This is a genomic window from Vibrio sp. 10N.247.311.49 (genome assembly GCF_041467655.1).
GTDB lineage: Bacteria > Pseudomonadota > Gammaproteobacteria > Enterobacterales > Vibrionaceae > Vibrio > Vibrio crassostreae_C.
The window spans coordinates 282804-305175 of the sequence record NZ_JBFSVA010000003.1; the positions used below are offsets into that span (position 1 = coordinate 282804).

General features: G+C 45.3%; 16 protein-coding genes. 11 read left to right on the plus strand and 5 right to left on the minus strand.

The genetic code is table 11. The features are described 5' to 3' along the window. The first annotated feature begins 315 nt into the window (after positions 1 to 315). The 3 genes from AB6E54_RS05610 (at position 316) to lhgO (ending at position 4961) form a co-directional block, all read left to right on the plus strand. Positions 316 to 1329 carry a TAXI family TRAP transporter solute-binding subunit gene (locus AB6E54_RS05610; RefSeq protein ID WP_372106667.1) on the plus strand — a complete coding sequence of 338 codons (1014 nt, stop codon included), beginning with the start codon at positions 316 to 318 and terminating at the stop codon, positions 1327 to 1329. Between the two features lie 213 nt (positions 1330 to 1542). After that, complete coding sequence (locus tag AB6E54_RS05615; RefSeq protein WP_372106665.1) at positions 1543 to 3720, plus strand: TRAP transporter permease; 2178 nt, start codon at positions 1543 to 1545, stop codon at positions 3718 to 3720. A gap of 26 nt (positions 3721 to 3746) precedes the next feature. After that, positions 3747 to 4961: an L-2-hydroxyglutarate oxidase gene (lhgO, locus tag AB6E54_RS05620; RefSeq protein WP_372106664.1), complete on the plus strand. Its 1215-nt coding sequence runs from the start codon at positions 3747 to 3749 to the stop codon at positions 4959 to 4961. A 143-nt stretch (positions 4962 to 5104) separates the two neighbouring features. Here the strand turns inward: lhgO and AB6E54_RS05625 are convergent, their stop codons facing one another. The 5 genes from AB6E54_RS05625 to AB6E54_RS05645 form a co-directional block, all read right to left on the minus strand. Then, the gene (locus tag AB6E54_RS05625) at positions 5105 to 6661 is read right to left on the minus strand and encodes a M28 family metallopeptidase (RefSeq protein ID WP_372106662.1); all 1557 of its coding nucleotides are present in this window, start codon (positions 6659 to 6661) and stop codon (positions 5105 to 5107) included. Positions 6662 to 6804: 143 nt separating this feature from the next. Next, positions 6805 to 9174 carry a M4 family metallopeptidase gene (locus tag AB6E54_RS05630; protein ID WP_372106660.1) on the minus strand — a complete coding sequence of 790 codons (2370 nt, stop codon included), beginning with the start codon at positions 9172 to 9174 and terminating at the stop codon, positions 6805 to 6807. A gap of 572 nt (positions 9175 to 9746) precedes the next feature. Continuing rightward, positions 9747 to 10022, minus strand: a complete 276-nt coding sequence (locus AB6E54_RS05635) for a hypothetical protein (protein ID WP_017065177.1) — start codon at positions 10020 to 10022, stop codon at positions 9747 to 9749. A 135-nt stretch (positions 10023 to 10157) separates the two neighbouring features. Further along, the gene (locus AB6E54_RS05640) at positions 10158 to 11477 is read right to left on the minus strand and encodes a cell wall metabolism sensor histidine kinase WalK (RefSeq protein WP_102333556.1); all 1320 of its coding nucleotides are present in this window, start codon (positions 11475 to 11477) and stop codon (positions 10158 to 10160) included. A gap of 36 nt (positions 11478 to 11513) precedes the next feature. Continuing rightward, positions 11514 to 12218: a response regulator gene (locus AB6E54_RS05645; protein ID WP_017065179.1), complete on the minus strand. Its 705-nt coding sequence runs from the start codon at positions 12216 to 12218 to the stop codon at positions 11514 to 11516. Positions 12219 to 12506: 288 nt separating this feature from the next. Here AB6E54_RS05645 and AB6E54_RS05650 point away from each other — a divergent pair, with 288 nt between their 5' ends. The 8 genes from AB6E54_RS05650 (at position 12507) to AB6E54_RS05685 (ending at position 22132) form a co-directional block, all read left to right on the plus strand. Next, positions 12507 to 13604 carry an alpha/beta hydrolase gene (locus AB6E54_RS05650; RefSeq protein WP_372106658.1) on the plus strand — a complete coding sequence of 366 codons (1098 nt, stop codon included), beginning with the start codon at positions 12507 to 12509 and terminating at the stop codon, positions 13602 to 13604. Between the two features lie 430 nt (positions 13605 to 14034). Next, positions 14035 to 14637 (plus strand): transcriptional regulator BetI, encoded by a 603-nt coding sequence (betI, locus tag AB6E54_RS05655; RefSeq protein ID WP_372106657.1) that lies wholly within the window; start codon positions 14035 to 14037, stop codon positions 14635 to 14637. 119 nt (positions 14638 to 14756) lie between these two features. Next, positions 14757 to 16217, plus strand: coding sequence for a betaine-aldehyde dehydrogenase (betB, locus tag AB6E54_RS05660; RefSeq protein ID WP_372106655.1), 1461 nt, complete (start codon positions 14757 to 14759; stop codon positions 16215 to 16217). A gap of 72 nt (positions 16218 to 16289) precedes the next feature. Further along, positions 16290 to 18017 (plus strand): choline dehydrogenase, encoded by a 1728-nt coding sequence (betA, locus tag AB6E54_RS05665; RefSeq protein WP_372106653.1) that lies wholly within the window; start codon positions 16290 to 16292, stop codon positions 18015 to 18017. A gap of 146 nt (positions 18018 to 18163) precedes the next feature. Then, positions 18164 to 19135 carry a choline ABC transporter substrate-binding protein gene (locus tag AB6E54_RS05670; RefSeq protein WP_004732435.1) on the plus strand — a complete coding sequence of 324 codons (972 nt, stop codon included), beginning with the start codon at positions 18164 to 18166 and terminating at the stop codon, positions 19133 to 19135. A 95-nt stretch (positions 19136 to 19230) separates the two neighbouring features. Continuing rightward, positions 19231 to 20073: a choline ABC transporter permease subunit gene (choW, locus tag AB6E54_RS05675; protein ID WP_372106651.1), complete on the plus strand. Its 843-nt coding sequence runs from the start codon at positions 19231 to 19233 to the stop codon at positions 20071 to 20073. Positions 20074 to 20075: 2 nt separating this feature from the next. Continuing rightward, positions 20076 to 21287, plus strand: a complete 1212-nt coding sequence (gene choV, locus AB6E54_RS05680; RefSeq protein ID WP_372106649.1) for a choline ABC transporter ATP-binding protein — start codon at positions 20076 to 20078, stop codon at positions 21285 to 21287. A 362-nt stretch (positions 21288 to 21649) separates the two neighbouring features. Continuing rightward, positions 21650 to 22132 carry a MarR family winged helix-turn-helix transcriptional regulator gene (locus tag AB6E54_RS05685; protein ID WP_017061075.1) on the plus strand — a complete coding sequence of 161 codons (483 nt, stop codon included), beginning with the start codon at positions 21650 to 21652 and terminating at the stop codon, positions 22130 to 22132. Positions 22133 to 22372: the final 240 nt, after the last annotated feature.

Consider the following 22372-nt stretch of genomic DNA (forward strand, 5'->3'; position numbering starts at 1 on the left):
AGCGGCTTCATCGCAGTGCTTGTTGATTTTTAATGAGCAATAAATGGCTCATTGCATATTTATCAATTTACATACATTGATCACACAACTGCAACATGGTGTGACTTGCTTCCCGATCTACAGGTGTTAATTCCGGTAGCCGATAAGCAAAAAATGGCTTACTTAATAACAGGGGAATAAGCAAAAAACGGCTTATTTTGAATAGGTTTTAAAATAAAAGTAAATTAAAACAAATAGTTAAAAACTGGCATTACGCTTGCTATCTATTGTTGTTAACAAAAATATAACGTGAATAACCCTACATGGAGAGTAACAATGAAATACAACAAGCTGGTTAAAACTTTAGCGCTAGCAATGGCTTCTCTTGGCCTTATCAGTAATGCGTCAGCTGAAGAAGATCGCAGCTATATTTTAGCGACGGCTTCAACGGGTGGTACCTATTATCCAGTGGGTGTGGCCTTAGCGACATTGAGTAAAGTTAAGCTTGCGCCTAAGCAGCATTTTTCTTTAGCGGCTATCAGCTCTGCGGGCTCGGGTGAGAACGTAAAGTTGTTGAACGAGAACGAAGCTCAGTTCGCTATTCTACAAGGTTTGTATGGTGCTTGGGCTTGGCAGGGTTTAGGGCCATATGAGAAATCTGGCAGACAAACTCAACTGCGTTCAGTTTCCATGTTATGGCAAAACGTAGAACACTTTATTGTGCGTTCAGATCTAGCAAAAACAGGTACGGTAAGCGATCTAGAGAACCTAAACGGTAAGAAATTCTCTATCGGTAAGAAGAACTCTGGGACTGAAAACTCAGGTCGTCAAATCATGCAAGGCTTATCCGTGGACCCAGAACAATTTAAACTCGCCTTTATGGGTTATGGTGGCAGTGCGAGCGCATTACAAAATGGCACAATTGATGGTATGAACACGCCTGCTGGTGTTCCTGTTGGTGCGGTGACGCAAGCCTTTGCAGCACTGGGTGAAGATATTCAAATCTTGTCGTTTACCGATGCACAAATCAAACAAGCGAATGGTGATTACAATATTTGGACCAAGTATGAGATCCCAGCAAACACTTATCCAGGTGTCGATAAACCAATTACTACGATTGCCCAACCTAACTTCCTAGCGGTTCGTGAAGACATTTCTGAAGACGATGTGTATCAACTGACCAAAGCTATCTATGAAAACCTACCTTTCCTACAAGGTATCCACAAAGCAACCAAAGCAATGGCACTTGAGAAAGGGATCGCAGGCCTTCCTGTTCCGCTTCACCCAGGTGCTGCTCGTTACTATAAAGAAGTGGGTATAGAAATCCCTTCTGAGTTGATCGTCGACTAACCCTTTGTCTTCGATTAGCCATTTATCTTTAACTCGCTATTTGGCGTGAACTGAATATTCGCGTTAATTAATTGCTTGGTGCGTTTTCATATGTTTCGGTTGCTTTGTTTGATTTGACCGTCTCCGATTCGTTCGATTATTTGAAGTGAAAACGCACCACCCTACTTTATGGATTTTCTCTGCGCGTTTGGCTGTGGAGAGCAGGAGTTTTCTATGAGCGATTCGCTGCAGCAGGAACTGAAAAAATTCGAATTGCCTACCCGAACAGATTTCCCTTGGGTAGGCAAAGCAATAACGACAATGGGAGTGATACTCTCCCTCCTACATATTTGGTTTAATACCTTATCTACCTTGCCAGAGCTTTGGATTTCGGCGACGCATTTCGCTGGTTTCGCAATCATTTGCGCGCTTTGGTATCCCGCTCATATCTCACTGAAAAAGAGCAAGATAGCTCTGGCGGTCGATATCGGAATTGCCTTGGCGGCTCTGGCTTGTCTTATCTACATCCCCTTTGCAGAAGATGCGTTGTATGACCGAGGCGTAAAATTTATCGCCAGTGATTGGTTTTTCTCTATCTTGGCGATTGCCATCGTCATTGAGCTGATTAGACGCACTATGGGCTGGTTCATTCCAGTGCTTATCTTAGTGTGTTTAAGTTATGTAGTGCTTTGGGGACAATGGACCAGCGGTATTTTTCATTTTCCGGGTTTAAGCCTTGAGACGTTACTTTATCGAAGCTTTTATTCATCAGAAGGGATGTTTGGTTCGATCTCAAGAATCAGTTGGACCTTCGTGTTCATGTTCATCTTATTTGGCGCATTTTTAGTTCGATCTGGTGTCGGCGACTACATTATTGATGTATCTCGTGCCGCGGCGGGCAAAGTGATTGGTGGCCCTGGTTTCATTGCCGTTATTGGCTCCGGCTTGATGGGCTCAGTCTCCGGGTCGAGCGTAGCAAACACAGTATCGACGGGCGTGATCAGTATTCCTTTGATGCAAAAGGCAGGTTTCCCTTCGCGCTTCGCGGCAGGTGTTGAAGCGGCTGCATCTACTGGCGGGCAGCTGATGCCACCTGTGATGGGTGCGGGCGCGTTCATCATGGCCTCTTACACGCAAATTCCTTATGTCGATATTATTGCGGTTTCCTTCGTTCCTGCGCTTATCTACTTTTTGTCTGTGGCATTCTTCGTGCGCATCGAAGCAAAACGCAGTGGTGTGCAAAAGGTGACTTCTGGCTGTGAGCCTCTATTGAAAGTATTGCTGTCGGGTTGGCACAACCTGATCCCATTAGCGGTGTTAGTGACTCTGTTGGTGAAGGGCTTTACGCCGACTTACGCTGCGGGCATCTCGATTCTGTCTGTCGTGGTGGCTTCATGGTTCTCTAAAAATCACAAAATGGGTCCAAAGGCGATCATCGAAGCGCTTTCTCAAGGCGCAAAAAACATGGCGACCACGGCTGTGTTGCTAGTGGGCATTGGTCTGGTGATCAACGTGATCAGCACGACTGGTATTGGTAACACCTTCTCGTTGATGATCAACAGCTGGGCGAACGGCGATTTGTTGGTGATGATCGCCTTAATTGCACTGGCGTCTTTGATTCTGGGCATGGGGTTACCAGTAACCGCGGCTTATATCGTGTTGGGTACTCTGTCTGCACCAGCTTTGTATAAACTGATTGCTGAAAGTCAGTTGCTCGACCTGTTGGTTTCGGGACAGTTACCGGAACAGGCGAAAGCTATCTTCATGTTGGCTGCGCCAGATAAGCTTGATTTGCTGAACGCGCCAATGGCACTTGAAACAGCCAAAGAGATGATTGCGTTAGTCCCTGCTGATTTTGTGGAAACTCTGCTTGAACAGAGCCTTGGCTTAGAAGCGATCAGCCTTGCACTGCTTTCTGCCCACTTGATCATTTTCTGGCTATCGCAAGACAGCAACGTGACTCCGCCTGTTTGTTTAACTGCATTTGCGGCTGCAACCATTGCTAAAACACCCCCGATGAGAACGGGATTAATGGCATGGAAGATAGCCAAAGGCTTGTATTTAGTACCATTGTTGATTGCCTACACTAACTTGGTAAGTTGGGATGTGATCTCCGTGTTAGTCACGGGTGGCTTTGCTGTTATTGGTACTTACGCGTTTATCGCGGCGATTGAAGGTTATCTAGAGAGCGAAGTTAATATTATTACTCGAGTAATGTTGGTTGCGGTAGGTATAGCTCTAGTATGGCCTGATGTTTCAGTCGTGATCCGTTTGGTATGTGTTGCCATTTTTGTTGGCATCTTTATCTACAGCGGTCGTAAATACGATGCTAATCAAGTGAAAATGGAATCAGAAAGTGAGGAAAAAAAGTTACCTCAAACCGGGTCTAACACTGTCGCGTCTTCCCTATAATTAAAAGGATTGAATGTAGGAATATTATGAACTCAATATACGACTATATTATCGTTGGTGGCGGCATTGTTGGCGTGTCTACGGCTTGGCAATTACAGCAAGCTCACCCTGATAAAAGTATCCTTTTAGTCGAGAAGGAACGTGGTTTCGCGCAGCACCAAACTGGCCATAATAGCGGGGTGATTCATGCTGGTGTTTACTACGCTCCGGGCAGTTTAAAGGCGGATTTTTGTAAACGCGGCGTAGAGCGCACCATCGCCTTTTGTAGCCAACACGATATCCCCGTCGAAAACTGCGGTAAGTTGTTGGTCGCGACCAATGAGCAAGAAGTGGAGCGAATGAATGCGCTCTATCAGCGTTGCCACGATAACGATATTGATGTTGATTTGTTGGATCAAGCTCAGCTCAAATTTGCCGAGCCAAATATCACGGGTTTGGGTGCGATTTATGTCAAAACCACCAGTATCGTCGACTACAAAAAAGTCACCGAAGTGATGGCTCAAGAGTTTGTTGAGGCGGGTGGTAAGCTTAGCCTTGGTACGGAAGTGATCATGGCCGATGAGCAAGAAGATGAAGTGCAGTTAACGTGCAAAGTAGATGGTCAGACTCTTCAACTGAACAGTCGATTCTTGATCACGTGTTCTGGCTTGATGGCCGATAGAATGACCAAGATGTTAGACATCGAAACCGACTTCCAAATCGTGCCTTATCGCGGTGAGTATTATCAGTTAGACGCTAAGCACAACCAAGTGGTGAATCATCTTATCTATCCGATCCCTGACCCAGAACTGCCTTTCTTGGGCGTGCATTTAACACGCATGATTGATGGCTCCGTAACAGTAGGGCCAAATGCAGTTCAAGGCTGGAAGCGAGAAGGTTATGGCAAGCTTAACTTTAGCTTCAAGGACACTTGGCAGATGCTGAGCTTTGTGGGTTTTTGGAAAGTGACTGCGAATCACTTGAAAACGGGTTTGGTCGAGTTTAAGAACTCGTGGTGGAAACCGGGATATCTAAAGCTAGTGAACAAATACTGCCCGAGTATTACGGTTGATGATTTTAAGCCTTATCCTGCTGGGATTCGTGCTCAAGCGGTACTGAAGGATGGCACCTTGGTCCATGATTTCCTGTTTGCCGAAAGCCCAAGAAGCTTACATGTATGTAACGCGCCATCACCGGCTGCGACCTCTGCAATGCCGATTGGTGAGTACATCTGTGGCAAGGTAATGAAAAAGACGGCTTGATGATAACTAAAGGTTATTAAGTTGAGATGCTCTCCGAAGACAATAAAAAATCCGCAAGCTCCAATCTATTTATGATCGTGGGCTTGCGGATTTTTAGTTTTAGCCGTGTTTGCTAGGTTTAATTGTTAGTCAATTAACCAACCTTAAAGCCAATCAGGAACGAAGTTAGCGACGATGGTGACATCACTAAAGTTACGGTAACCGCGCACCATGATGCTGAATTCACCCGCTGGCTTGTTCAATACACACTGTTCGTTGCTGCTGTTCTGGTATGGGCGGCAGTCGTAGTTCGCTTTCGATACGGTGCCGTTGTGTTTCACATATAAGTCGGCATCGCCACTTCGAGGGCCGGTTAATGTTACCGTTAACTGACCTGCACTTTGAGTCGTAAATGTGAAGAACTGCTCTTCACCATATCCTGCAGTAAGTCCTTTAACAGGCACGCCATTTTGCAGCTCTTTAGGGCCTGCAACGGGTGAATCAAGGCTGGTTTCGACAAGGTAAGCAATGGCTAGTTTGGCGAACTTGGTCGCGTGTGTCGCCGTAGGATCGGAGTTCTCAAGCGTGTCGTGCTCAGTGTGAATACTTGGGTTGTAATCATTGAACATGCTTTCGAATGGCATGGCAGCTGGGTAGCCAACATTGTGCCAAGAGGCGTGGTCAGAACAGGCATAGCCACAATCATCGAAACCGTAACTGATGTCGCTCGCGTAAGTGTCGATCAGCTCGCTTAAATAGGCGGTGAGGTTGCTGTCGGTGTAGTCTGTGATGAAGGTGATATCGTGCGCTGAACCGTTGTAGTTGGTCATGTCTAATTGCAATACCGATACAACGTTGGCTTGCTCATCTCTTAAAGCGTTGGCGACATCTTGTGAGCCACGTAGCCCTACTTCTTCAGCAGCATAACCATAGAACTTAATGGTTTTGTCTGGTTGAATACCACTGGCGATCATCAGGCGAAGCGACTCTGTTACCGTTGCAATGCCTGACGCATCATCATCGGCTCCTGGTGAGATGGTGCCTTCGCTTGTCCAAGAACCAACCGTTGAATCAAGGTGTCCGCCAACCACGACGATCTCTGCAGGATATTTCGCGCCAAGCAGTGTCACTTCAACAGATTTTTGCGGATATTCAGCATGTGTGATTTGGCGTGCAGACGCATACGGCACATCTTTAATTTCTGTTTCCCAACGCTCTAAAAGCCAATCCGAAGCAGCAACACCAGTAGAAGTAGTATAAAAACGGTTGGTGAAGTTGGTTAGATTTTCTATGGTCGTGACCATGTTGTTCGGCTCGACCTGAGCGAGTAGGTCGTTCACTGTGTCTTGATGGCTGATCACCGGCTTTTCGAAGGTGCTCATTGTCAATGGCATCGCTGCGGCTTTGAGTGCGCTTGCTTTGTCTTCGTGCACCATGTAGCCACCACAACGGTGAGTTTCTTCGTGCATGTGGCTGGAGAGTTTCGCCAGCTCTTTCTGGTTGATTTTCGCGACGATGGAATGCTTGTTTCCTGTCACGCCTGGGTAAACCGTTGCGCCATGTTGAGTCATAATATGTTGTGCGTCCGCATCGGTGGTGATCCAAACCTCTTCGTTCGCTGGTGGTGTGATACCTAGGGATGCGTAAGCCGAAGTACTGTTGATTAAGGCTAAAGAGCCTCCGAGCACAGCCAAAGCTAGCATGCTTTTTTGAATAGCCATTTATCGTCCTTTTTATGGTGAGTATTGTTATGTTGATGGGGGTGATTTTTGTGTAATACGTGGATGTTTTTGTGTAGATGTTTCATTTTCTGAACAGTTAACCGCGAAAAGGGCCCCTTTCGGAGCCCTGAATTTACTATCGATTATTGTGTTTTAATGAAACGGTAATGCTTGGTTTCTGAACAGATATCGCTTGAGGTACACACTTGGTACTCCACATCTACTGTTCCGTTATGACGGAACTTGTCGACGTATGAGTTGAAGTCTGTTGCACCAACATTCTTGCCATTGCGCTTAATCACGAAGTAGTCGTTGGTGTCGTAATCCCATGCCAGCTTAACGCGAGCTTTGCCGTTCGGGTTTTTGTTACCAAACTTCAGTTTTAGCGGGAAGCCTTCTGCTGAGTCACCTTCAATCGTGATCGACTTGCTGGTTGATGTTGCAACGCCTGCATCGTCAGTCACGGTTAGAGTTACCACGTAGTCGCCAGCTTCAGCGTAGGTATAACGAGCCACTTCACCGGTTTGTGTGTTGCCATCGCCAAGGTTCCATTGGTAAGAAACGATTTGACCATCGCTGTCTGAACTTGTGCTGCGCAACTCTACTTCTTTGCCTACGACCGTGTGTTCGAAAGAAGAAACTGGCGGTACGTTAGCATTGCCTGATTCGTACGATGCTTTCAGATTTGCACCTGCGTAATCTGAGTAACCCAGAATGTTCACCGTGTAGCGACCAGCTGTTGGGTTTTCAATTACACATACTTCATCGGTTACGCTTTCACTCTTACAGATATTCTCTTGAGAGCTTGGCGCATAATCTAGACCAACATACATATCCGGATCACCAGTAGACACAGCAAGATCAATCGTTAGCTTGTCTTGGCCTTCTGGTACTTCGATATCGAAGTAAGTTTTTGAGCCTGTTTCACCAGCAACTGCGGCTTCAACACCGTTTTCAAGGCGTTGATATTCCGGTTCTGGTGGAAGTGGTGGTTCGCCACACGGTGATACACCCACTAAGTTAAACGCAGAAACAACATCATCGGCACTGTAGCCAAGGTCGGTTGCTGAGTTTTTCACGCCACAGGCGCCCTGCCAAAAGTCACTGTTTTCAGACCAGTAGATCTGGTTGGCTAGCACGAACAGTTCGAACGCTTTTTTGGTGTCCCAACCTTGTGTGGTTGCAAGATGGTAGAACGCCTTGTTGAACACGCCAGAGCTGTAGTGCACGTTTAAGCCATCGTAGTACTCGGATGCGTTGTTGATTGAAGAGCCATCGCGTGATGGATCGTCCATGTAACGCAGCGCACCTTCGCCTTTAAAGATATTGCGTCCGACCATCCAGTCGTTGGTGCCTTTCATATAGTATTCTGCGGCTTCACCGGCCATGTCAGAGAAGGCTTCGTTCATACCGCCCGATTGGTTTGCGTAGATCAAACCTGAGTTTTGCTCAGTGAAACCGTGGCTCACTTCATGGGCTGATACATCTAGGCTAACAAGCGGGTAAAAGAAGCTCTCCCCATCACCAAAGGTCATGGCTCTGCCGTCCCAAAATGCATTCTCGTAGTTTTCACCGTAGTGAACACGCATCATGAGCTTGAAGGAGAGTGGCGCTGTGTCGAACCAGTTTTTATACATATCGAACACGATGTTGCCAAAGTAATGGGCATCGTTGAGTGGTGAGAATGCGCCGTTCACGGCTTTATATTCGTTACGAGGACATTCATAGCTGTAAGTGGTGTCGCCGTCGGTCGCGCCATTAAGGTCAACGGTAACGACATTTTCAGACTCCATTACACACTCTGTGCCCACTTCTTGAACATCAAGGTAGTGGTAGTCGGTGCCGTATTCGTACATGCCGGTTTTTTCGTTGCCGCCAGGGCCAGTGCCGATCTGAGCATGGGCAATACCTTCCCAGCGGTCGATGACTTCGCCTGTGTGCGCGTCTAGCATGGTGAACGGTCGAGTCGGCAGTTCACTGCCTTCTACTAGGTAAGAGACAACGTACACTAGTCGTGTTTTATCTACGCTTTGCTGTCCGATGCCTTGCTTCACAGAGCCTTGATAGATAAATAGCTGATGTTGAACGTTGTCTAGAGATTTGCTGGTTAAGCCTTGAGTCTTTAGATCTTTACTTGCGAGTTCAACCGCTTGAGCGCTGTTGATTGATGGCTTAACAAAAGATCGCTCTAAGGTCGTTGTTTTAAGGTAGCGACCTTGAACGGACTTAAGTGCGCCACCTTGGACACTTTGGGTGGCATTTAGGTAATGTCCCCATACCGGTGTTCCCCAGATGTTCTGCTGGATCTTAACTTTATAGATACCACGCTTTTTCAGGTTTACTTCTTTCACCATCTTGAAGCTAGAGGCGTTACTGACTCCTAACTGAGCGTTTAACCCAGAGAAGCTAGTAAAGTTGATCGGTTGATCGATTTGAACGGATTCACTTGCATGTACTGATAAAGACATAGCACTGGCTATAGCAACGGCAACTAAACGCTTTTTCATTTTCATTGTTATTTTCTCTTTCCATGTAAAATCCATGAAAACGTAACAAAATTATCACAACGAATTTACATCATTCGATCTGATTAATTAGTAGCATGGCAATGATCTCTTTTATTCATGAAACTTATATTTCTCGTATTTACAGATAGTTATCATTTCTGTTTATTTTTGAACGCACCTATATGTTTATTTATAAAATCGTGACACTTTTATTAAGTGTTTATTTCTCTTGGAAATTAAGATTTTCGAGTAAATTGATCTGTGCCTCAATTAACGGATTCTGGGTTGATAGAAGGATCAACGATTTGAAAGTGTCACTTTAAACAGAAGGCCATTTAGCGAATTTAGGGGCAATTTTGATAAGAAATCGAAGACTTTTCGGCTTATTTTTCGAATTGTTAGTTAAAAGAGGGAAGGGGAATCGGGCACTTGTTTGGCACAGAGCACAAAATCTGCTGGATGAAAAAAGCCAGCGACGGGTCACTGGCTTAGATTAACTTAGTTTGTGCAGGCTACTGAATATAGGTAGGCAACTGCGACACTTAATTATGGTACGTGGCTAACGTCACTATAGCGAATTACTGCTTTTTACCGCCAACTTGTACGTAGTCGATACCGATAATACGGTTGATGATACCCAGAACAGAGCTCGTATCAGAGTTTGTTGAGCGAATCGTATCAACCGTTGCACCTTCAGGTACTAATTCCATTGCGCGGTCTTGAGTGTTACCTGGCACTTGGAAACCGACAATGTTGAAGCTCTCTGCGTGCGCTGTGTACACTTCTTCGTTGTGGCTGATACCAGAACAACCCGCTAGAGAAACAATGCCTAAAACAACTAATAACTTTTTCATAAAAATACCTTAAGAATGATTGGAACCGAGATGGCAAGCCACAAAAGCAGTGTCGTGATTATCAAGATTCAATAAGTTCATGGGAGACAGCATCTCCCGACCGATGTTGAACATTATTCCAGAGGTGTTTTGTAGTTACTGTATGGGTTTGTCAGCTGAATCATTACACAGCTGAATGGTAATGGTGAATACCGCACCCTTTAAGGCTTGGCTCTGACCTACCTCCACGGTAGCGCCGTGTTGAGCACAGATCTTCTCGACGATAGACAGCCCTAAACCATGGCCGCTCTTGGCTTTGTTACGCGCTTTGTCGCCAACGTAAAAGGGTTCGAACAGGCGAGCTTGATGTTCTTGAGCCACACCATCACCGTCATCGTGTACCGCAATCTGTAGCTGATCTTGATGCACGGTCGCTGCAATCGACACTTGTGAGCGTGCGAATTTCATTGCGTTACGCACTAGGTTATCTAGTGCTCGGTTAAATAGCGTTTCATCCGCCATTATTGAGCTAGGTTGCTCTGGTAGCGATAGGTCGATGTTGAGCTGAGTGTCTTTGTTCCAACGCGCCATTGCGTGGTCGAGAAAGTCTCGAATCTCTAATGGCTTTTTTAAGTTTTCTAGGTCAGTGCTATCGAGTTTGGCGTAATACAATAGTTCATCGACCATCTTTTCCATCTCTTCCGTGTCTTCGACAATACTCTCAATCGTGCTTTCTTGCTCTGCGTTTAGCTGGGTGTCTTTCAACATTTCAGCTTGCCACTGAATACGGAATATTGGCGTGCGCAGTTCATGAGCGACAGCATTAGTGAGTGAGCGATTACTTTCTACCAAGCGATGAATTCGGTCGGCCATTAGGTTGAAGGATTTGTTCAGTGAACCAATCGCAATACCACTTGAAGTCTCGGCTCGTGTCGAGAGATCGCCCTCCGCAAAACGCAGAGTGGCAGCCTCAAGCTTTTTAACTCGGCGGAAGATAATAAATAGATGACATAACCCATATAAGATAAAGCTCGCTAAAAAGAACAACCAAATGAGGTCATCCTCCAACTCTATTTTTTGCCTAACGAACGCTTCACTGTTGGGGAGGTAGTGATAGGTATTGTCACTGCTTGCTAAGCGAAACCATAGGTCCCGTTCATCATCGTGAAAAACAAAGGTATTCGGATTCGTGCTGAAGAACTCTGAAACGGGGCTGGGTATTTCATCGTCTGGGCTGAATGTAACCAATTTATTTCGTGTGGTTTCTACAAACTGGTTTATCGCTTGATGAGCCGCTTCAAGGCCTTGATTTTTAGCGATGTTCTCGATCAATTGCTGGTGGGCAGCCGCTTCGTAATCTTCCAGTACGTATTCGTAGTCGGTATTGAGCTGATAGACGCTAATCTCGTAGGCGACAAGGCCGGCCATAAAGCAAACTAACAGCCCTATTAAGGACTCCAAAAAGATACGTCGCATAATCGCTCTCTTTTATTACGCTCGTATTGAGCGAGGTTAACGCCAGGCGGTCGAAACAAATAAGTAACCCTTCCCGCGAATGGTCTGAATTTTCTCTGCTGGTGTGTGGTCGTCGCCCAAAATCTTCCTTAGACGTACAACCTTGTTGTCAATCGTCCGGTCTATTCCGTCGTACTCAATCCCGCGCAATGTTTGCGTCAAGTAGTCACGAGATAACGGCGTGTCTGGGTTGCTTGCCAATAACCAAAGTAGGTCAAACTCGCTGTCAGTGAGTGATAAAACCGCACCATAAAGTTCACACTTCTTATAAGTGTTTTTCAGAACGAGTTGATCGAACTGAAGGGTGTCTGAGTCATCGACTGAAGCGGTATTGGTGTCTTGGCGGCGTAATAGCGAACGAACTCTGGCCAGCAGAACTCTTGGTTTGATTGGCTTGGTGACATAGTCATCAGCCCCTGTCTCTAAACCAGCGACGTGGTCAAAGTCGTCATCGCTAGCAGTGAGCATCAAGATTTTACCTTTATAGTGCGTACGCGTCTGTCGGCAGATTGTAAGTCCATCAGTTACAGGAAGCATCAAATCCAGCAGTACGATGTCAGGTTGCTCCGTGAGGATGGTGTGTGCGGCATCACTGCCATCGTCCAACACCGTGACATCAAAATCTTGCGCGACGAAGTAGTCCTGCAACATTTTCTGAAGTTTCAAATCGTCTTCCACGATGATCATTTTAGGTTTTGTCATTCCATTATCAGCCTTGTCGTTCGTTTCACTTATTGAGATTAGGTGAGCGAGTCTTCGTCGTGATGAACCATTACGATTATACGCTATTGCATATAAGTTCAGATGCTTCGCCAAATACCTAAAGCGAATGATTAAACACTTTATAAGTTAGTTCAATGATGAATTGGCATTTATAGGAAAATAAAAAACATCGTTCAAATAGGCTCGACATTCTCATACATTTTCACGACAGATAAATTCAGCGCTAAACAATAGAATTTTCTCATCAAACATTTTGGGAATAACGGTATGAACGACTATAGAAATGCATTACTGGCGTTACCTTTGATTCTGTTAGCGGGCTGTAATTCAAGCTCTAACTCAGGTAAAGCTGCCACCAAAGTGCAAGCAAAACCTCAAGCAGATTACGTATTTTCATCAGCGAAACTGGGTGAGTTGTATAAAGAGCGACAAGAGGTCCAAGAATCCATAAAACTTGATTACAACGGTGTGCAGTATGAAATCGTTCTGTTTGCGGAAGATATTAGTGATAAGCAAAAAGTGGTTAGGCTTGCGGATAGTTTAGGTCAAAGTGTGGATCTGTACCTCCCTGATGCAGGATTTGATAGCTGCGGTATCTACACAGAGAGCAAGGGTTTGGACGTGTTTGATTGTGGTGCGGCTCAACGCTCAATCGGCAATGACACCACGTTAATTAACACGACGACGAATACTCATAAGCCCGTCGAGCTTGAGTATCACAATGAACTGGTTCAATACGTGACTAGCCTTGGGTCTACCATTCTGAGTAACACTAAAAGTGGGAACAAGGTAACGATAACCACCTCGTTTGCTTTCAACGCTTTTTACCGTGATGTGCTCAACGAGACTGGCGCTGTTGATCGCATTACTTCCACTCTAGGCGCATCAACCTATTCTCAGCTTTTTGATATCGTGAAATTGTATCAAGGCAGTGAGATGACGTTGAAGTTTACCAACCATGTTGGTGGAAGTGGCGACGATGATATCAATATGTACACCGGTCGCATGATCCACAGTAACAACATGACGACGATCGTAACGCCTACGGGGTCGGTGTTCTCTGGCGGCACGGATCTTTTCGCTGCGGGTAACCCACGAGTTTTGCAACGAGCAGATACCTCCAAAGCTATTGAGCTTAATAAACAGGTTGGTGTGCATAGTTGGGCTGAGGATGATAAAACAGCCAAAGATTTCCCATACACGAACGAAAGTCATCGCAAGCAAGCGACCTACTTTAAAAAGGTAATGGGAGATACAGGAATCGATTTCTATATCTTCACTTTAGATTCTGCTCCGGCTTCTGGCGAACACTGGGTGACTAAGGCTGAGTCAGATAAATACGGTTTCATCACACGCATTGAGTAGCTTAGGCTTGCAATAACATTAGAAACGACTGAGAAGGTTGGTGATGACGCTGTTGTCGCCAACCTTTTTTGTTCATTTTTTGATTCGTTACCTGTGTTGATTGTGGATTTCCTTGTCTTAAATTTCAGTATGAAAATTCCTTGATACTTCCTTTCCACTCCCTCCCCAAAAAGTTTCTACAAGGACTCTCACTGATTGATTCTTGAACTTTCTAAGCAAAAACATTTGACCAATAACTATCACACCTCAAATCTTTAATTGTTTTCATTAGTGCTCTAAATGATATTTAAGCTGTTGTTTCATAATGATTTTTGTTGTTTTGAATGCTGTATTGTTACGAGTTTGTTTTAAATAATCATTTGAACCCTAACTAAATTTCTGTCATTTTATATTTAACTGAACGTTCAATATAAAATAAAAGGACTGAGAAATGCCGAAGGTTGGGATGCCTGATATACGTAAACCACAGCTTGTTCAAGCCACCATGACGGTGATTGATCGAGTGGGTTTGCATGCCGCGAGTATTGCGTTGATCAGCAAAGAAGCGGGAGTCTCCACTGGCATTATTAATCACTATTTTGGTGGAAAGCATGGGCTGCTCGAAGAGACCATGCGTGAAATCCTTCGCCAACTTTCTAATACCATCACGACTTCACTAAAAGCGCTTCCTGTTGATGCTCACCAACAGAGAATCAACGCGATCATCGATGGTAACTTCGAAGGTTACCAAGCAGAAAATAAGGTCGCGAAGGCGTGGTTGGCATTTTGGTCATATTCAATGCATGACGAACAGCTGAAAAGACTGCAGCGTGTGAATGAAAAACGTTTGATTTCACACTTACGTCTTGAGTTGAAAGGTATTTTGAATCATGAACAAGCGGATCTCGTTGCTCACGGGATTGCGTCTCTGATTGATGGTTTGTGGCTGAGAGGCACATTAAACCCAGATGGTATCGATGCTCAAAAGGCGCGTGCCATCATCAATGATTATCTAGATAAACAACTTACGTTCTACTCGTGTTACAGAAAATAGATCGCAGTGGTAGCGCTAGACGTTGAGCAAGAGCAAGAGCTAGAACGACCACTATTCGCACCTAATACTCACATATAGACCAGTAGAGTCTAATAACAATAATTAAGTCAGAATCTCAAATGGAAATGAACTCGTTATACATCGATGGCGCAGCGGTTAAAGCAACCTCTGGTGAAACCTTTGATAGCATTAACCCTGCAAACGGTGAGCCTATCGCGACGTTAGGCCAAGCATCTTCAGCAGATGTCGACAGTGCTATTGAATCTGCGAAGCGCGGATTTGCGGTATGGTCTGCAATGACCGCTGTGGAACGCAGCCGCATTCTTTTGAAGGCAGTGGAAATACTTAGAGCTCGAAATAATGACCTTGCAAACCTTGAGGTTGTTGATACGGGCAAGCCGCTGCAAGAAGCGATTGAAGTAGATGTGGCGTCTGGCGCTGATGTTATTGAATACTTTGCTGGTTTGGCTCCAACGCTACAAGGCGACCAACAGCCGCTGAGTGAATCTCAATTTTTCTACACTCGCCGCGAGCCGCTAGGCATTTGTGCGGGCATTGGCGCGTGGAACTACCCAATTCAAATCGCAATGTGGAAATCGGCTCCGGCATTGGCCGCGGGTAATGCGATGATTTTCAAACCTTCAGAAGAAACGCCGCTAACGGCGCTCAAGCTTGCAGAAATCTTTACTGAAGCTGGTCTTCCTGATGGCGTGTTTAACGTGGTTCAGGGCGATTACCGTGTTGGTCAGATGCTAACGGCGCACCCAGACATCGCGAAAGTGTCGTTCACGGGCGAAACCGGTACCGGTAAAGCGGTAATGTCGGATAGCGCTAAGACGCTGAAATCAGTCACCATGGAACTTGGCGGAAAGTCACCAATGATCGTGTTTGATGATGCGAAATTGGATGATGCAGTTTCAGCTTCGATGGTGGCTAACTTCTACACCCAAGGCGAAGTGTGTACTAACGGTACTCGCGTTTACGTTCATGAAAATATCTACAACGATTTCATCGACCAACTTAAAACACGCACTGAAAAGCTCATCATTGGTAACCCAATGGACATGGAGACTCAGATCGGCGCGTTGATTTCTAAAGAACACCTTTCAAAAGTCCTTGAAGCCATTGAGCTAGCTAAACAGTCGGGCGCAACCCTGCTGACGGGCGGCTATCAAGTGACAGACAACGGCCTCGAAAACGGTAATTTTGTTATCCCAACCGTGTTTGTGGATTGCGAAGACAACATGCCTCACGTTCAACAAGAGATCTTCGGCCCTGTGATGTCAGTGTTGAAGTTTTCGGACGAAGACGATGTGATTCGCCGTGCAAACGACACCAAATACGGCCTTGCGGCTGGTGTGTTCACGCAAAACCTTTCTCGTGCGCACCGTGTTATTCACCAAATGCAGGCGGGTATTTGTTGGGTTAATACGTGGGGTGACTCACCAGCAGAAATGCCAGTTGGGGGTTACAAGCTTTCGGGTATTGGCCGTGAAAATGGACCAGAAACTCTACTTCACTATACGCAGACTAAGAGCATTCTTATTGAACTTGGCGACTACGCCAGCCCTTATGCCTAACGCGTAACACTCAATTTTATGGGTTAGCTTAACAGAGCTAGCCCTACTGACTCATCTCAGGGAAATCAAAACATGGAACAACGCTACGATTATATTATCGTCGGCGCGGGTTCGGCCGGCTGTGTGTTAGCGGATAGGCTAACGGAAAGCGGTGAACATAGCGTTTTATTACTGGAAGCTGGTGGCACGGATAAGAGTATTTTTATCCAAATGCCAACCGCGCTTTCTTACCCAATGAATACTGAAAAGTACGCTTGGCAATTTGAAACAGAGAAAGAACCGGGCCTTGATGGACGCGAACTGCACTGCCCACGTGGCAAAGTGTTAGGCGGCAGCTCATCAATTAACGGCATGGTTTATGTTCGTGGCCACGCGTGTGATTTTGACCAATGGGAAGAAGAGGGCGCAGCGGGTTGGAACTACCAAGCATGCTTACCTTATTTCCGCCGTGCTGAATCATGGAACAAAGGCGGTGATGAATACCGTGGCGACAATGGCCCTGTCGGCACTTGTAACGGTAACGATATGGAGCTCAACCCGCTTTACCAAGCGTTCATCGATGCAGGTAAAGACGCCGGTTACCCAGAAACACAAGACTACAACGGCTACCAGCAAGAAGGCTTCGGCACTATGCATATGACGGTAGACAAGGGTGTTAGAGCCTCAACCTCTAACGCTTATCTACGTCGAGCATTGAAGCGTTCAAACCTAACCTTGAAGAAAGGTATTGTGGCGCGTCGTTTCTTACTTGAAGCACTCGTCGTAAAAGACCAGTCATCAAAAGGTCAATCAAGGCTGAAAGCTGTTGGGGTCGAGTTTGAAAAGTCAGGCAATACTCAAGTGGCTGTGGCGAACAAAGAAGTGATCTCTTCTGCGGGTTCTATTGGCTCGGTTCAACTGCTGCAGCTTTCTGGTATCGGCCCGAAAGCCGTGCTTGAAAAGGCCGGCGTTGAAGTTAAACACGAACTAAGCGGTGTCGGTGAAAACCTTCAAGATCACCTAGAAGTGTACTTCCAATATCACTGCAACGAACCGATCACACTCAACAGCAAGCTTGGCTTGGTGAGCAAAGGCATGATTGGCGCGGAATGGATTCTGACTCGCAAAGGTCTGGGTGCTACTAACCACTTTGAATCGTGTGCGTTCATTCGCTCTCGTAAAGGATTGAAGTGGCCAAACATTCAATATCACTTCCTGCCAGCAGCGATGCGTTACGACGGACAAGCGGCCTTTGATGGTCACGGTTTCCAAGTACACGTTGGGCCTAATAAGCCAGAAAGTCGCGGTACGGTTGCGATCACTTCTGCTGATCCGCATGCCAAGCCAGAGATCATTTTCAACTACATCTCGACTGAGCAAGACCGCCAAGATTGGCGCGATTGTATTCGTCTGACGCGTGAGATTTTGTCTCAACCTGCGATGGATGTGTACCGAGGCAAAGAGATTCAACCGGGTCTAAATATTACTTCTGATGAAGCGATTGATGAATGGGTTAAGCAGAACGTTGAAAGTGCATATCACCCTTCATGTGGCTGCAAAATGGGTTCAGATGATGATCCAATGGCAGTGCTTGATGAAGAGTGTCGCGTTCGCGGTGTCGATAATTTACGTGTTGTCGACTCATCGGTTTTCCCAATCATTCCAAACGGTAATTTGAACGCCCCGACCATTATGGTTGCCGAGCGTGCTTCCGATTTGATTTTGGGTAAGCCAATGCTCAAAGCGCAGGACGTTCCAGTGTGGATTGCACCTGAGTGGCAAGAGAAGCAAAGAATAAATAAACCAGTAAGAGAAGCGTAAGCCTCTGTTATTAGTTTAAAAAATAGAAAGTAGTTCAAAAATAGAAAAAGCAAAAAGTAACAACAAAAATTAGTCAAAAGTCAGAAGAACTGCTCTCTATCGGTGTTGATATCGAGCAGAAAAAGGAAAGATAAAAAGGAACCATTATGACGACTCTAAATATTCAGAACATGACCACGAAAACGTTAACAGCACTAGCCATCAGTTCATTTGCATTTGGTGCTAACGCTTCTATTGAACCGCAGCAATGTGAAAACGTTCGCTTCGCTGATGTAGGCTGGACTGACATTACCGCAACAACCGCCGTTACTTCTGAACTATTAAAAGGCCTTGGTTACAAAACCAAAACCGACCTACTTTCAGTACCGGTGACTTACTCTTCAATGGCGAACGGCGATATTGACGTATTCCTAGGTAACTGGATGCCAACTATGGAAGGCGATATTGCTAAGTACCGTGAAGCGGGCACGGTTGAAACCGTTCGTGCCAACCTTGAAGGCGCAAAATACACACTAGCTGTACCAAAATATGTGTACGACTCTGGCGTAAAAAGCTTCGCAGACCTAGCAAAACATGCCGACAAGTTTAAAGACCGCATCTACGGTATTGAGCCGGGTAACGATGGCAACCGCTTAATCCAATCAATGATTGATTCTGACGCGTTTGGCTTGAAAGATTTCAGCCTAGTGGAATCAAGTGAAGCGGGCATGGTATCGCAAGTATCTCGCGCTGCTCGTCGTAGCCAGTGGATTGTTTACCTTGGTTGGGCTCCGCACCCAATGAACAGCAATGTTGAAATGGAATACCTTTCTGGCGGTGACGACTTCTTCGGCCCTAACTACGGCGGCGCGAATGTTTACACCAACGTTCGTTCAAACTACCTGTCTGAGTGTGCAAACGTCGGTCAACTTCTACAAAACCTAGAATTCACTCTTGAGATGGAAAACCAGTTGATGGAAGAGATTCTTAACCAAAAAGTGAAGCCAGAAAAAGCCGCTCAACAATGGTTGAACAAGAACCCTCAACAAGTTGAAGCTTGGTTAGACAACGTAAAAACGCATAAAGGTGAATCAGCGACTCAAGCGGTTACTGAATACCTAAAGCAAGTTAAAGCTTAGTTCTACCTATCTCAACAGCTACATAAATAATAAAGGTGGGCTTGCCAATTTATCGATTGGTTTGAAGTAGCCCACCCATAATAAAAGGCAATATTGTGAATTTTATTACGGAAAACAAAATCCCTGTCGGACAATGGATGGAAGCTGGTGTTGACTGGTTAACTATCAACGCAGCGGGCTTTTTTGATGCTATTTCTATCTTTTTAGAAACCGTTATTCTGTTTTTAGTCGATGTATTTAAATGGATGCCGCCTGCGCTCCCTATCGTAATTACCGCTGCGATTGCTTGGTATTTACACCGTAAATTATCGTTGGTGATCTTCGTTGTCGCGGCGCTTCTGACCATTCTCAACCTTGGCTATTGGCAAGAAATGCTGGAAACCTTTGTTCTCGTCTTTGCGGCGACAACGATTTCCGTATTAATTGGTGTACCGGTTGGCATCATGGCTGCTCACCGTCCTTGGCTCTATACAGTTTTGCGTCCAATCCTTGATTTGATGCAGACCGTTCCAACGTTTGTGTACTTGATTCCAACTCTGGTTCTATTCGGCTTGGGTATCGTTCCTGGCTTAATCTCGACCATTATTTTCGCAATAGCTGCACCGATTCGTTTGACCTACTTAGGGGTAACGAAAGTCCCTGAAGAGCTGATTGAAGCGGGTAAAGCCTTTGGTGCAAGTCGCATGAAGTTACTGCTCAAAGTTGAATTACCTGCCGCTCTGCCAAGCATCATGGCGGGTGTCACCCAATGTATTATGTTGTCGCTTTCGATGGTGGTTATCGCCGCTCTTGTTGGTGCTGACGGGCTTGGTAAACCTGTTGTTCGTGCATTGAACACAGTGAACATCTCACAAGGTTTTGAAGCCGGATTAGCGATTGTTTTAGTCGCAATCATCCTTGACCGCTTGTGCAAAACACCAAACCAGAAGGAAGCTTAATCATGTCTATCTCTCAGGAACAAAAGGCAATGGACGCGATTACCATTAAAAACCTTGATGTTGTGTTTGGTAACAAAGCCAATCAAGCGCTGGAACTACTCGACCAGGGTAAAACTCGCCAAGAGATCATCGATGAAACCGGTCAAGTTGTCGGCGTCGACAATGTGTCGCTGACCGTTGAAGAAGGCGAGATTTGTGTGCTGATGGGGTTGTCTGGTTCTGGTAAATCATCTTTGCTTCGCGCAGTTAACGGTTTGAATGAGATCAGCCGTGGTTCACTAACAATCAAAGACGGTGACCAACAAGTCGATTTAGCACAGTGTGATGAAGCGACTCTGCGTCATCTTCGTACTCACCGTGTATCCATGGTTTTCCAAAAGTTTGCTTTGATGCCGTGGCTTAATGTATTAGACAACGTAGCGTTTGGCCTTGAAATGCAGGGTGTAGCAAAAGATGTTCGTCGTGCAAAAGCGCGTGAACAATTAGAAATGGTTGGCCTAGCGGAATGGGAAACCAAATTCCCTCATGAGCTTTCTGGTGGTATGCAGCAACGTGTTGGTTTGGCGCGTGCGTTCGCTATGGACACAGACATTCTATTGATGGATGAACCTTTCTCGGCGCTGGACCCATTGATTCGTGCTCAGCTGCAAGATGAACTGATCACACTGCAAAACAAACTCAACAAAACGATTCTGTTCGTGAGTCACGACCTAGATGAAGCACTGAAGATTGGTAACAACATCGCGATCATGGAGTCAGGAAAGCTGATTCAACACGGTAAGCCTGAAGAGATCGTATTGACGCCAAAAACAGAATACGTAAAAGACTTCGTTGCTCACACCAACCCACTGAATGTACTTAAAGGTCGCTCTTTGATGCAGCCTCTTGATTCACTGACGCAAGAGAATGAAAGCTGGAAGATTTGCGATTCTAAAGATCTCTGGATTGAACAGAGCGAAGGTGCTTTATCTGTGAAAGGTGAATCTGCTTTGGCGCTTGTTGAGTGGAGTGAGTCTGACGACTTAACTGCGATCAACGAGTCGAGTGTAGTTGTGGCAAGCCCGGAAATTGGCATGCGTGATGCGATTAAACTGAAACAGCTAAGTAATCACCCGATTTTGCTGGTGGAAGACAATCAACTGGTCGGTATTCTGGATAACAGCGAGTTTTACAACGCACTAACGGGTAATTTTCAGATGAATACAGCCGCGTAAAATTTCGTTTTCCAGCTTGGCGATTAGGGCTGGTTTTTTATTAGGTGGAGAGGGTTAAGTCTCTCTACCTCTATGATTATTAAAATATATTATTCTTTGAACTTGTATTCTCTGACTCGTTATTTTTGCCTTCATTGAAGCTTTCATTTCCCTTTCATTAAGTAAAAGTGCCGTACCACGCAAGTTTAGTGGTATAGAAAAGATTGAGAATAGTATGAACATCAGTACAATGCGGAAAAATCAATGAAGTAATTTATCAATTTACAGTGTAATTCGAGCTCACCTGACGTAAATAATCAGGACATATCATCGCTTCGACGCTGTAAAACCATTCACAGTATATTAGTACAAAGGTCTGCATCTTGGACAAACATGACGAAATCCTGGTCGCTATTCGCCAAATTATTCGCGCTATCGATTTACATTCGAAAAAGCTGAGTAAAGAGTATGGTTTGACTGGCCCTCAATTAATCTTAATGAGAGCAATCCAAGAAATGGGTAATGTGACGATCAAAGAATTGTCTAATCACACCAATGTAAGCCAAGCCACCACAACCACGATCATCGATCGCTTGGAACTGAATGGCTATGTACAACGTGTTCGCAGCTCGTCAGACCGACGCAAAGTACACGCAAACCTGACTGAAAAAGGTCAAGAGTTGCTAAACAATGCGCCACCACCGCTGCAAGATAACTTCGTTAAAAAATTCCAAAACCTAGAGCCGTGGGAGCAAAGCTTACTGCTTTCTTCAATGCAGCGAGTATCATCAATGATGAACGCAGAAGACATCGACGCCGCTCCAGTACTTCAACTTGAAGGCATTGCAAACGTAGCCAAGAGCTAACCTTATTTATAAATTGTTTATTTAGAACAACAACTTAAATAATTGTCAAATGGTCGCACTAAGCGGCCATTTTTGGTCCTGCCATTTAAAATTCTCTATTTGCCTTGCGTGTTAGCTACGCCTTCTTATTTTAAATTCCCCTGACTTTTTGCCCCGTTTGTAGCCGCCTCATTGGATTGTAATCAAAACTCCATTGACAATAAAATACTAGACCAACCGGTCTGCTTTGTATTATTGTGT

Bases quoted from the DNA above. Each gene is read 5' to 3' on its own strand.
- AB6E54_RS05610 (WP_372106667.1), top strand. From the start codon at position 316: ATGAAATACAACAAGCTGGTTAAAACTTTAGCGCTAGCAATGGCTTCT.
- AB6E54_RS05615 (WP_372106665.1), top strand. From the start codon at position 1,543: ATGAGCGATTCGCTGCAGCAGGAACTGAAAAAATTCGAATTGCCTACC.
- lhgO (WP_372106664.1), top strand. From the start codon at position 3,747: ATGAACTCAATATACGACTATATTATCGTTGGTGGCGGCATTGTTGGC.
- AB6E54_RS05625 (WP_372106662.1), bottom strand. From the start codon at position 6,661: ATGGCTATTCAAAAAAGCATGCTAGCTTTGGCTGTGCTCGGAGGCTCT.
- AB6E54_RS05630 (WP_372106660.1), bottom strand. From the start codon at position 9,174: ATGAAAATGAAAAAGCGTTTAGTTGCCGTTGCTATAGCCAGTGCTATG.
- AB6E54_RS05635 (WP_017065177.1), bottom strand. From the start codon at position 10,022: ATGAAAAAGTTATTAGTTGTTTTAGGCATTGTTTCTCTAGCGGGTTGT.
- AB6E54_RS05640 (WP_102333556.1), bottom strand. From the start codon at position 11,477: ATGCGACGTATCTTTTTGGAGTCCTTAATAGGGCTGTTAGTTTGCTTT.
- AB6E54_RS05645 (WP_017065179.1), bottom strand. From the start codon at position 12,218: ATGACAAAACCTAAAATGATCATCGTGGAAGACGATTTGAAACTTCAG.
- AB6E54_RS05650 (WP_372106658.1), top strand. From the start codon at position 12,507: ATGAACGACTATAGAAATGCATTACTGGCGTTACCTTTGATTCTGTTA.
- betI (WP_372106657.1), top strand. From the start codon at position 14,035: ATGCCGAAGGTTGGGATGCCTGATATACGTAAACCACAGCTTGTTCAA.
- betB (WP_372106655.1), top strand. From the start codon at position 14,757: ATGGAAATGAACTCGTTATACATCGATGGCGCAGCGGTTAAAGCAACC.
- betA (WP_372106653.1), top strand. From the start codon at position 16,290: ATGGAACAACGCTACGATTATATTATCGTCGGCGCGGGTTCGGCCGGC.
- AB6E54_RS05670 (WP_004732435.1), top strand. From the start codon at position 18,164: ATGACGACTCTAAATATTCAGAACATGACCACGAAAACGTTAACAGCA.
- choV (WP_372106649.1), top strand. From the start codon at position 20,076: ATGTCTATCTCTCAGGAACAAAAGGCAATGGACGCGATTACCATTAAA.